This window comes from Bradyrhizobium sp. HKCCYLRH3059 (genome assembly GCF_051168035.1).
In the GTDB taxonomy this organism is placed as follows: Bacteria; Pseudomonadota; Alphaproteobacteria; order Rhizobiales; family Xanthobacteraceae; genus Bradyrhizobium.
In genome coordinates this window covers 1-11,351 of the sequence record NZ_JBNPUF010000019.1, presented here as the reverse complement: position 1 = coordinate 11,351, position 11,351 = coordinate 1, and the positions used below count along the sequence as shown (strand labels likewise).

General features: G+C 65.1%; 7 protein-coding genes, 1 rRNA gene and 1 pseudogene. 5 read left to right on the top strand and 4 right to left on the bottom strand.

Annotated elements, in window-relative coordinates; genetic code table 11:
- Positions 1-233 (bottom strand): 16S ribosomal RNA (locus tag ACQR13_RS32310); the annotation flags it as partial.
- Positions 234-1,035: 802 nt separating this feature from the next.
- Here ACQR13_RS32310 and ACQR13_RS32305 point away from each other — a divergent pair.
- A complete protein-coding gene (locus tag ACQR13_RS32305) occupies positions 1,036-3,099 on the top strand; it encodes a M23 family metallopeptidase (protein WP_315718088.1) in 2,064 nt (687 codons plus the stop codon).
- 99 nt (positions 3,100-3,198) lie between these two features.
- Here ACQR13_RS32305 and clpB read toward each other — a convergent pair whose 3' ends face one another.
- Positions 3,199-5,838 carry an ATP-dependent chaperone ClpB gene (gene clpB, locus ACQR13_RS32300; protein WP_315753803.1) on the bottom strand — a complete coding sequence of 880 codons (2,640 nt, stop codon included), beginning with the start codon at positions 5,836-5,838 and terminating at the stop codon, positions 3,199-3,201.
- A gap of 223 nt (positions 5,839-6,061) precedes the next feature.
- On the opposite strand from clpB, the gene ACQR13_RS32295 reads away from it, so the two are divergent.
- Positions 6,062-6,847: an MOSC domain-containing protein gene (locus ACQR13_RS32295; protein ID WP_316176002.1), complete on the top strand. Its 786-nt coding sequence runs from the start codon at positions 6,062-6,064 to the stop codon at positions 6,845-6,847.
- A 204-nt stretch (positions 6,848-7,051) separates the two neighbouring features.
- On the opposite strand, the gene ACQR13_RS32290 is transcribed toward ACQR13_RS32295, so the two are convergent.
- Positions 7,052-7,708, bottom strand: coding sequence for a TIGR02594 family protein (locus tag ACQR13_RS32290; RefSeq protein WP_315718092.1), 657 nt, complete (start codon positions 7,706-7,708; stop codon positions 7,052-7,054).
- Positions 7,709-7,964: 256 nt separating this feature from the next.
- On the opposite strand from ACQR13_RS32290, the gene ACQR13_RS32285 reads away from it, so the two are divergent.
- Positions 7,965-8,825 carry an alpha/beta fold hydrolase gene (locus ACQR13_RS32285; protein ID WP_316196041.1) on the top strand — a complete coding sequence of 287 codons (861 nt, stop codon included), beginning with the start codon at positions 7,965-7,967 and terminating at the stop codon, positions 8,823-8,825.
- Between the two features lie 262 nt (positions 8,826-9,087).
- Here the strand turns inward: ACQR13_RS32285 and ACQR13_RS32280 are convergent, their stop codons facing one another.
- Positions 9,088-9,507 (bottom strand): secondary thiamine-phosphate synthase enzyme YjbQ, encoded by a 420-nt coding sequence (locus ACQR13_RS32280; protein ID WP_315826648.1) that lies wholly within the window; start codon positions 9,505-9,507, stop codon positions 9,088-9,090.
- 371 nt (positions 9,508-9,878) lie between these two features.
- Between ACQR13_RS32280 and ACQR13_RS32275 the strand changes: the two genes are divergently transcribed.
- On the top strand, positions 9,879-10,610 hold the full coding sequence (locus ACQR13_RS32275) for an AfsR/SARP family transcriptional regulator (RefSeq protein ID WP_315826647.1): 732 nt from the start codon (positions 9,879-9,881) through the stop codon (positions 10,608-10,610).
- A 190-nt stretch (positions 10,611-10,800) separates the two neighbouring features.
- A pseudogene (locus ACQR13_RS32270) lies at positions 10,801-11,351 on the top strand (hypothetical protein); the annotation flags it as partial.

Genomic DNA, 11,351 nt, shown 5'->3' with positions numbered 1-11,351 from the left:
TTACCCCACCAACTAGCTAATCAGACGCGGGCCGATCTTTCGGCGATAAATCTTTCCCCGTAAGGGCTTATCCGGTATTAGCACAAGTTTCCCTGTGTTGTTCCGAACCAAAAGGTACGTTCCCACGCGTTACTCACCCGTCTGCCGCTGACGTATTGCTACGCCCGCTCGACTTGCATGTGTTAAGCCTGCCGCCAGCGTTCGCTCTGAGCCAGGATCAAACTCTCAAGTTGAACTTGAAGCTTTGAACCGGCTGATCACAACGTTTGACGAGGTCCCACCAATCGATCTCCGCGCTTCACAGCGCGAAAACCATGGTGTTACCTTTGAAACATTGTCCGCCGAAGTCTTCTCGTCCGATCCCAGAACCAAAAGCCGAAGCCCTCAATCCCGAGACCCGCAAGGACTCCGCCGTCCACGTTTCTCTTTCTTCATCTTCACTTGTCAAACAGCCCGGGACCTCGGTCCCACCCTCGGATGGAGGGGCGCCCAACATCTTCCGACGTCGATGAGCAACCGGGTTTTACCGGTTGTGCATCACTCAACAGAAGTGAGGAGCAATATTGGCGCGAATGCTCGCCTCGGTGTGTCCCGAAGCGGCGCCGCGCTCAGTGATCGGGTTTATAGGGGGGGCCGATCGGGGTGTCAACGCCCAATGTCAACAAATCGTCGCATCGAATCATTTTTTTCCGGACAGCAGGAGAACCCCGACTTCTTGCGGACTTCGTGCCCCACTTGGGCCACAATCCTGCGACGATTTGTTAAGCATCGACCTGGGTTGATTTGGGTCCAGCGGGGACTGCCATCGATTCAAGGATGATCCAGATCAAGGAAGTGGCGAGCCCTTCGCCTGATACGGCCGAGACGACATCGAGAGATCCTGAAGAACAATAGCGGTTTGCGGATTCCGGCTTTCCAGCCAGAGAGTCTCGAACCGTCAGAAGCGCGCCATCATTCCGAGCCGTTTGTCTTGGACGTTAAGCCAACCGGCAGCTGAGTGATCTCGGTGCTGACTTTGAATTTGGGGGACGAAGGTTGAACCATCGGACGTCACGCGGGGGGTATGGACGCGAGGTCGGCATGATCGATCTCGGTCATGAGCCGCCGCTATCGGTCGATGGCTCCGAGGCCGCGGTGATCGACCGCCGCCGCGTTTCCGTACAATGGTTCTCTGGTACGATTCTGACGGGTCTATGCGGCGCAGCCCTCATCGGCGGCGCCGTTTTCGCCTCGCTCGACGGCGAAATGACCTTCGCGCGCATGCCGGAGCGGATGGAGAGCGCGCTGCGCGGCGCCTTCGGTGCCAATGACCGCGTCGCCACCCTGCGCAAGAGCGACCGCCTGCCGCCGCCGAGCGAAGCGGCCGCGGCCCGCAATGTGGTGCGCATCTCGACCGTGACCCGCGCGGGATCGCGCGAGCTCATCCGGGTCCGTCCCTATGTCCGGATCTCGGGCAACCTGTCGATGACGACGAGCGATCTTTCCGCCAAGATCCCGCCGTTCAACGCCCAGCGCCTGCTGAGCGACACCGACAACGACAAGACAGGGTCCGGCGAGGATCCGAACAATCCCGAGGCCGTCGAGCCCGACGCCGAGGTCTCGTTCGTGACCAAGGATCTCGCCGCGGTGCTCCCCAAGGCGAAGATCGCAACCTCGGTGGCGCTCGACGAAATCGTCATGCGGGTCCGTGATGCGGCGAACTGGCGCGGCAACAATGGCGGCGTACGCTACGCCTCGCTTGCCAATGCCGCCGCCGACGCGGCCGGCGCGCAGGCCGTCCAAGGCGGCGACCTGAAACTGTCCTATGCCAATGACGGCACCTTGCCCGATCCTTACGCCGGCTTCGAGACCCGGGTGGTGCCGGAAAATGTCACCTTGCTCCCCAAGACCAAGGACCAGATCACCGGCGGCAATCCACTCGGCGAGCGCGTCCACCTGGTCAAGAAGGGCGATACCGTCGCCTCGATCCTGCGCGACCAGGGCGCGACGCCCGACGAAGCCAAGGCGATCGCCGCCCAGCTCGGCCCGCGCGGCCGTGACGGCGGCCTGAAGGAAGGCGAGAAACTGCGCATCCTGATGGCGCCATCCAGCCCTGCCCCCGGCGCCCGGCTACAGCCGTTCCGGGTCATCGTCGCCAACGACACCATGATCGAGGCGGTGGCCGCGCTGTCGGACCTCGGACGATACGTCGCCGTGGACGCGCAGAGCATGAACACGGTCACCGAGACCGCCGACAACACCAATGACGAGGAGGATGACGGCACCGGTGTCCGCCTCTATCAGAGCATTTACGAGACGGCGATGCGCAACAAGGTGCCCGCGCCGGTCATCGAGGACATGATCCGCATCTACTCCTACGACGTCGATTTCCAGCGCAAGGTGCAGCCTGGGGATTCGTTCGACGTCTTCTATGCCGGCGACGACGACGACAAGCCTGGCAACAACGACAAGACCGAGGTGCTGTTCACTTCGCTGACGGTCGGCGGCGAGACCAAGAAATACTACCGGTTCCAGACCCCCGACGATAGTGTCGTCGACTATTACGACGAGACCGGCAAGAGCGCGAAGAAGTTCCTGGTGCGCAAGCCGGTCAACAACGCGATCATGCGCTCCGGCTTTGGCGGCCGCCGCCATCCGATTCTCGGCTTCGTGAAGATGCACACCGGCGTCGACTGGGCCACCGCCTACGGCACCCCCATTTTCGCCTCCGGCAACGGCGTGCTCGAGAAGGTCGGCCAGGAAGGCGGCTACGGCAAATATATCCGCATCAAGCACAACAACGGATACGAGACCGCCTACGGCCACATGTCGGCGTTTGCCAAGGGCATGGAGCCCGGCAAGCGCGTGCGCCAGGGCCAGGTCATCGGTTTCGTCGGCTCGACCGGCATGTCGACCGGCCCGCACGTCCACTATGAGATCCTCGTCAACGGCCGCTTCGTCGACCCGATGCGCGTGAAGCTGCCGCGGGGCCGGTCGCTCGAGGGCCCGATCATGGCCAACTTCGAGAAGGAGCGCGACCGCGTCGACCAGATGATGACCAGCCGCGGCACCGGCGCCTCGCGCATCTCCGACGCCGGCCCGATCCAGGTCAGCCGGTGAGCGAGACCCCTCGCCCCCCCAAAGGCGCGTTCAACTGAAAACGGCCCGCGCTGATCTCTCAGCGCGGGCCGCTTCCGTTTCAGTTCGGCGAAACGCCGCTCAGTTCAGCTTGCGCTTCGGGATCGGCGCCTCGAACGTCGCGATCTCGGCAGTGTGCGGCACCTTGCCGTTGAAGGTCAGCACATTGCCTTCGGCCGAGATCGTCATGTGATCGCCGTCCTTCACGTCGCCGGCGAGGATCATCTCGGCGAGCGGATCCTGCACGCTGCGCTGGATCACCCGCTTCAACGGCCGCGCGCCGTAAGCCGGATCCCAGCCCTTGGCGGCGAGCCAGTCGCGCGCGTCGCCATCGAGCGACAGCGTGATCTTGCGCTCCTCCAGGAGCTTCTGGAGACGTCCGAACTGGATCTCGACGATCCGGCCCATCTCGCTCTTCTGCAGGCGGTGGAACAGGATGATCTCGTCGACGCGGTTGAGGAACTCGGGTCGGAAATGGCTCCGCACCGTGCCCATCACCAGCTCGCGCACCTCCGACGTATCCTCGCCCTCCGGCTGATTGACCAGGAACTCGGAGCCGAGATTGCTGGTCATGATGATCAGCGTGTTGCGGAAGTCGACGGTGCGGCCCTGGCCATCGGTCAGGCGGCCGTCGTCGAGCACCTGCAAGAGAACGTTGAACACGTCCGGATGCGCCTTCTCGATCTCGTCGAACAAGACGACCTGGTACGGCCGGCGCCGCACGGCCTCGGTCAGCGCCCCGCCCTCGTCATAGCCGACATAGCCGGGAGGCGCGCCGATCAGGCGCGACACCGAGTGCTTCTCCATGTACTCGGACATGTCGAGCCGGACCATCGCGGTCTCGTCGTTGAACAGATACTCGGCGAGCGCTTTCGTCAGCTCGGTCTTGCCGACACCGGTCGGCCCTAGGAACATGAACGAGCCCATCGGCCGGTGCGGGTCCTGCAGGCCGGCACGCGAGCGCCGCACGGCGGTCGCAACCGCATGCACGGCTTCGAACTGGCCGACGACGCGCTTGCCGAGCGAGTTCTCCATGCGCAGGAGCTTGTCCTTCTCGCCCTCGAGCATCTTGTCGACCGGCACGCCGGTCCAGCGCGAGACCACCTGCGCGATGTGGTTGGCGGTGACCGCCTCCTCCATCATCTCGCCGGCATTCTCCTTGGCCTCGATGTCGGCCAGCCGCTTCTCCAGCTCGGGGATGCGGCCATAGGCCAGCTCGCCCGCCTTCTGATACTCGCCGCAGCGCTGCGCGTTGGCGAGCTCGATGCGCAGACCGTCCAGCTCGCTCTTGAGCTTCTGCGCGTTCGACAGCTTGTCCTTCTCGGCGCTCCATTTCGACGTCAGCGCCGCCGACTTCTCCTCGAGATCGGCGAGCTCCTTCTCCAGCGCCTGCAGCCGCGTCTTGGAGCCGAGATCGCTCTCCTTCTTCAAGGCCTCCTGCTCGATCTTGAGCCGGATGATCTCGCGATCCAGCGAGTCCAGTTCCTCGGGCTTGCTGTCGACCTGCATCTTCAGCCGCGCCGCCGCCTCGTCCATCAGGTCGATGGCCTTGTCGGGCAGGAAGCGGTCGGTGATGTAGCGGTTCGACAGCGTGGCCGACGCCACCAGCGCAGAGTCGGTGATGCGCACGCCGTGATGCTGCTCGTATTTGTCCTTCAGGCCGCGCAGGATCGAGATGGTATCCTCGACCGTCGGCTCGGTGACGTAGACCGGCTGGAACCGCCGCGCCAAGGCCGCGTCCTTCTCGACGTGCTTCTGATACTCATCGAGCGTGGTCGCGCCGATGCAGTGCAGCTCGCCGCGGGCGAGCGCGGGCTTCAGCAGGTTCGACGCATCCATCGCGCCGTCGGCCTTGCCGGCACCGATCAGGGTGTGCATCTCGTCGATGAACAGCACGAAGCTGCCTTCGGCCGACGTGACCTCCTGCAGCACGGCCTTCAGCCGCTCCTCGAACTCGCCGCGATATTTCGCGCCGGCGATCAGCGCGCCCAGATCGAGCGACAAAAGCCGCTTGTCCTTCAGGCTCTCCGGCACGTCGCCATTGACGATGCGCAGCGCGAGGCCCTCGACGATCGCGGTCTTGCCGACGCCGGGCTCGCCGATCAGCACGGGGTTGTTCTTGGTCCGACGCGACAGAACCTGAATGGTGCGGCGGATCTCCTCGTCGCGGCCGATCACCGGATCGAGCTTGCCGTCACGCGCCGCCTGGGTCAGGTCGCGGGCATATTTCTTCAAGGCGTCATACGCATTCTCGGCGGTCGCCGAGTCGGCCGTGCGGCCCTTGCGCAAGGATTCGATCGCCGCATTGAGGTTCTGCGCGGTCACGCCGCCCTTGGCGAGGATGCCGCCAGCTTCGCTGTTCTTCTCCAGCGTCAGGCCAAGCAGCAGCCGCTCCACCGTGACGAAGCTGTCGCCGGCCTTCTCAGCCGCCTTTTCCGCCGCGTCGAAGGCGCGCGCCAACTCGGGCGACAGATAGATCTGCCCGGCGCCACTGCCCGAGACCTTCGGCAGCTTGCCCAGCGCATCCTCGGTCGCCTTCAAAATCGCACGCGAATTGCCGCCGGCGCGGTCGATGAGACCGCCAGCGAGTCCCTCGCCGTCGTCGAGCAGGACCTTCAGCAGATGCAGCGGCGAGAACTGCTGATGGCCGTCGCGCATCGCCAGCGACTGCGCCGATTGGATGAAGCCCCGCGCGCGCTCGGTATATTTTTCGATATTCATGATGTTTCCCTCAGCCTGCTGTGACGCCCCGAAGGCACGGCTTCAGCATCTTCATTGGGTTTCGGATCGCGCACGTTGACGTCCATCAACGCCGCAACCATTGACGTCGCCGGCTTGCGCCCGGCTTGAGTGGAAATGTGGGAAGGCGGTGCGAAAACGGAAGAGGCCGCTTCACAAATTCGTGTGCCCTGGCCGCGGCCAAGGGAATCTCCTATGAGGCGGCATGAGCCAGACCCCTCCCGCGCGCATCGCCGGCCTGTACCGCTATCCCGTCAAGGGCCTTACCCCGGAACCATTGCAGAGGGCGCCTTTGCGGGTCGGCCAGACCTTGCCGGCCGACCGCCGCTACGCGCTCGAGAACGGTCCCAGCGGGTTCGATCCCGCAGCTCCGGTCTGGAAACCGAAGACGGCGTATCTGATGCTGATGCGCAATGAGCGCCTCGCCGGCTTCAAGACCATCTTCGACGACGCGACCAACATCCTCACCATCCGCAAGGACGGCGCAATCGTCGCCCAAGGCGATCTCGAGAGCGCCGACGGCCGCGCCGCCATCGAGCGCTTCTTCGCAGGCGAGTTCGCCGCCGAGCTGCGCGGGCCGCCAAAGCTGCTGTTGGGCGGCGGCTACGCCTTTACGGATCTGGCGCGCAAGGTGGTCTCGATCATCAACCTCGCCTCCATCGCGGAGATCGAGACCTTGGTCGGCGCTCCCGTGCACCCGCTGCGCTTCCGCGCCAACGTCTACGTCACCGGCTGGCCGGCCTGGCACGAGACCTCGCTCATGGGCGAGACGCTGCGCATCGGCTCGGCGCGGCTCAAGGTCGTGAAGACCACCACCCGCTGCGCCGCCGTCAACGTCGACCCGGAAACGGCCGCCCGCGACCTCGACATCCCGCCCGCGCTGATGACCCGGCGCGGCAACAATGAATGCGGCATCTATGCCGAGGTGATCGAAGCCGGCGATATCGCCGTTGGCGACGAACTCGCCGTGGAGCAGCCGCGGCTGGTGTAGTTCGAGCGCTAGCTGCATCGGCGGCGCGCCCCCTCTCCCGCGTGCGGGGGAGGGCCGGGGTGGGGGCGCCCCACCCGAAAATCTTCGTGTGGAGAGACTTCCCCCACCCGCATCGCATCGAAGATGCGATGCGACCTCCCCCGCAAGCGGGGGAGGCGCACACCGAGCGAGCCTCGACGGCTCGATTCATCAGTTCGAGATTGGTTAGTTCGGCATCACGTAGGCGTACACCCGCCCCCGCGACACCGCGCTCTCGCGGACACGGTTGCCGTTGTTGCCGGAGATGACGATCGGGTTGCCCTGGGCATCGACGCCCGAGACCACGCCGACGTGGCCGCCGCCGCGGCGGCTCATCACCGCGATCGCGCCGACCTGCGGGCCGGAGACGCGCTGGCCATAGCTCGCGAACGAGCGCGCCATGTCGGAGCCGGTGCCGCGATGGCCGGTGCGCTCCAGCACCATGTTCATGAAACGGGCGCACCACAGGCTGCGCCGGCCGGTCGGATTGCCGCTGCCGATGAAGCTGCGCGCCGCGGAAACGACGCTGCTGCCGCCGCCGAAGCCGCCGGACGACGCCATGCCGTCGGACGCCGTTCCCGGCATCATGACGCTGGCCTGCGCGTCGGCAACGCCGCTCACCTGCACCCGCGCCACGCCGCGCTCCCAGCGCGACAGCCGGGCGACGGAACGCCGGTGGTGATGATGCCCTGCGTAGTGATGGCCGCCGTGGCTGCGGTGGGCATGATGCCCCGAGCCGTGATGCGGACGGGCCGATGCCGGTGTTGCGGTGACGGCGACGACTGCCGAGCACATGGTCAGCGCAACGACGTGAAGCGACCGGCGAAGGGTAGACACAACCATACTCAATCCTTCTGTTACTTCCCCCAGTACCCTGACTTGGCACCCCCTGGTCCTCAGCGCGGCCCCTCTGCAAGCCGCCAGCGGGGTCCGTAAAAAGTCGCGGTGTGACGAAACCATGACCTTCGGCGGCGAAAGACTGGCGACGAGAGGGTGATTCCGGGTCTATCTTGAGGCGAAAACAAGGCTACTGGCCCGGCCATTGTCGCGTGTCGCGCGACTCGTCAACATGCGGCACGTGACACGGGAGGAGCTGACGATGCCCCACGCAACGGCCAAAGACGGCGTTCGCCTCTATTTCGAAGAGGTCGGCGCCGGCACGCCGCTCATCTTCCTGCACGAGTTCGCCGCCGACCACACCAACTGGGAGCCGCAGTTGCGCTATTTCGCGCGCCGCCACCGCTGCATCGCCTACTCCGCGCGCGGCTACACGCCCTCGGAGGTGCCGGCCGCGCCCGACGTCTACAGCTACGTGCACTTCTACACCGACGCCCTGGCGTTGCTGGACCATCTCGGCATCGACAGCGCCCATTTCGTTGGCCTGTCGATGGGCTCGTACTCCGCGCTGCAGGTCGCGCTGAACGCGCCCGGCCGCATCCGCTCGATGGTGCTGGCCGGCGTCGGCTCGGGCTCCGACCTCACGCAGCTCGACGCCTTCCGTGCCCAGTGTCGCGCCACGGCCGAGCAGTTCGAGACCCTCGGCTCGGCCGAGACCGCCAAGGTCACCCGCGAGGCGCCCGGCCGCATTCCCTTCCTGGTCAAGGACCCGCGCGGCCACGCCGACTTCTATGCCGCACTCGCTCGCCACGACGCCAGGGGCTCGGCCAACACCATGCGCGGCTTTCAAGGCGCGAGGCCCTCGATCTACATCATGACGGATGCGATCCGCCGCGTCGCCACGCCCGCGCTGATCATTTGCGGCGACGAGGACGACGCCTGCATCGAGCCGAGCCTGTTCCTCAAGCAGCACCTGCCGGCGTCGGGACTGACGTTCTTCCCGAAGTCCGGCCATGTGCTGAATCTGGAGGAGCCGGCGTTGTTTAATGAGGCCGTGGAGCGCTTCATCACCCTGGTCGAGGCCGGCCGTTGGGGCCTGCGGGATCCAAGGTCGATGGTGTGATGACCTCCGGAAGCGCCTCTCCTTCGTGGCTGAATCACCGACGCCTCGCAGCCCTGCATTGTCGTCCCTGCGAACGCAGGGACCCATAACCACCGGCTTCAATGGGACGATGGCTGGTAGTTGTGCCTCACCGATAGATTCCGCGGTATGGGTCCCTGCGTTCGCAGGGACGACAGCGGAGATTGTGGCACGGACCAACCCGGCCGTGACGACATGGGTCAGTCGGAGGCGTCAACGCATCCGGAAACGGCGACACCGCCCCCTACTCCCCGATGATCTTGATCAGCACGCGCTTGCGCCGTCCGCCGTCGAACTCGCCGTAGAAGATCTGCTCCCACGGGCCGAAATCGAGCTTGCCATTGGTGATCGCGACTACGACCTCGCGCCCCATGATCTGGCGCTTCATGTGGGCGTCGGCATTGTCCTCGCCGGTCCGGTTGTGCCGATAGCCCGCGACCGGCTCGTGCGGCGCCAGCTTCTCTAGCCACTGCTCGTAGTCGAAATGCAGCCCGCTCTCGTCGTCGTTGATGAACACCGACGCGGTGATGTGCATCGCGTTGACCAGCACCAGCCCTTCGCGCACCCCGCTCTCCTTCAGCGCCGCCTCGACATCATCCGTGATGTTGATGAAGGCGCGACGGCCCGGTGTCTGGAACCAAAGTTCCTTGCGGAACGATCTCATCGGAACAATCCAATCTTCCTGACCATGGAGCATGCGGCACGACGGTGTCCGACGTGGAGTGTGGCGTAGCTCACAGCGTGCGGTTCCGGCTGCGCCCAGACTGGACCCGATGGAGTGCATACTGCAAGCCACAACGGCACGGTCTCGCTTCGTCCTACAATCCAAGATTGAACCGAACGTTGCTCGGACAGACTTAACTGCATTGCCGATCTCATTTCGACGATGACAACGAACAGCGTGGCGGCTCGCCGTTCGGCGACGACCGTGCAGACCTGATCGGGCTGCAGCCGCTCAATCTCATCGCACGAGAAGCTCGACTTCTGCAGGCAAGGCGCCGATCGCAGCGAGTCGCCATTCAGAGGAGAGAGACAATGAGTCTGCTGCGTATCAATCTCTTTGGCGGTCTTGAAATCAGACGCGTCTCCGGCGAGCAGGTCGTCATCCCAAGCCGCAAGGCGGCAACGCTCCTGGGCTATCTCGCCCTCACCTCTCCGCACGGCATTTCACGCAGCAAGCTTGCCGCCCTCCTGTGGGAAGGCCGCTTCGGCGACAACGCGCGCGCAAACCTGCGCCAGGCGCTGTTGACGCTGCGCCGGGTGCTGCCGCAATGCACCGAGGTGATCTCGGCGGAACGCGACGACATCCGCATCCATCCGAACGCCGTCACGACCGACGTGCAGGAATTCGAGGTGCTGCTGCAGCTCGGCGATCTGGAAACCATGGCCCGCGCCGCCGCGCTGTTCCGGGGCGAGTTGCTCGACGGCATCAGCTCGACGTCCTGCGCGTTCGAGGCATGGCTCTCCGCCGAGCGTCAACGACTGAAGACGCGGGCGATCCGGGCGATCGCGGGCCTGCTGGACGTCGGCGGCCGGGAACATGTGGAGATCGCCACGACGTTCTCATTGCGTGTGCTGGCCGCAGATCCGCTGCAGGAGGACGTCCACCGCACCTTGATGCGCTGCTACGCGCAGCAGGGCCGCCGTGCCGACGCCCTGCGTCAATATGACTTCTGCCGCACCGTGCTGCGAAAGCAGGTCGGCGCCACGCCGGAGAGCGAAACCGAGAGCCTGCAGCGCGAAATCAGGCGCATGCTACGCGTCTGACGATCCGCGTGACCTTGCTCCATGCGTTCCACACATGATCGACTTTGACGGCACTTTCACGCCCCGCTTGACACTTGCATCACGGCCACGCGCGCAACATCGCCCTCGATCGACGTCGCGCAGCAACTACGCCTGATGAGGTCAAGCGGCGCGCCGCTCGAAGATCAAACAACGAGCGAGGAGGCTCAACATGAGTGGCATGCAGCAGTCGACTGAGGACTATGGTCAATTGAATCCCGAAGGGATCTTCGGCTCCGTTCTCGGCAGGTTCGCCGGACAGGCGATCGGACGCCTGATCGGCGGCAAGACCGGCCGCGACTTTGGCGGCGCCATCGGCGGAATCGCGGGCGGGTTCGCGCCGTTCTCGGTCGGCCCCGGCACCGAGCAACCGTCGGAGATGGAGTTGCAGGGCTTCTGGAGCGTGCTCAAGAAGATCGGACAGGGCGTCCAGACCGGGCTCAACGTCGGGCACAACCTCGGCATCTTCAGCGCCGGCCCCCAGGCCGCAGCCGCCGCGCAGCCGACCGACATGGAGCTGCAGGGCTTCTGGAGCGTGCTCAAGAAGATCGGACAGGGCGTCCAGACCGGCCTCGACGTCGGCCACAACCTCGGCATCTTCAGCGCCGGCCCGCAGGCCGCAACCGCTGCGACGCAGCCGACCGAGATGGAGCTGCAGGGCTTCTGGAGCGTGCTCAAGAAGATCGGTCAGGGCGTCCAGACCGGCCTCAACGTCGGCCACAA

Excerpts from the sequence above, each read along its gene's own strand:
- clpB (WP_315753803.1), bottom strand. The coding sequence starts at position 5,838 with ATGAATATCGAAAAATATACCGAGCGCGCGCGGGGCTTCATCCAATCG.
- ACQR13_RS32295 (WP_316176002.1), top strand. The coding sequence starts at position 6,062 with ATGAGCCAGACCCCTCCCGCGCGCATCGCCGGCCTGTACCGCTATCCC.
- ACQR13_RS32290 (WP_315718092.1), bottom strand. The coding sequence starts at position 7,708 with ATGGTTGTGTCTACCCTTCGCCGGTCGCTTCACGTCGTTGCGCTGACC.
- ACQR13_RS32285 (WP_316196041.1), top strand. The coding sequence starts at position 7,965 with ATGCCCCACGCAACGGCCAAAGACGGCGTTCGCCTCTATTTCGAAGAG.
- ACQR13_RS32280 (WP_315826648.1), bottom strand. The coding sequence starts at position 9,507 with ATGAGATCGTTCCGCAAGGAACTTTGGTTCCAGACACCGGGCCGTCGC.
- ACQR13_RS32275 (WP_315826647.1), top strand. The coding sequence starts at position 9,879 with ATGAGTCTGCTGCGTATCAATCTCTTTGGCGGTCTTGAAATCAGACGC.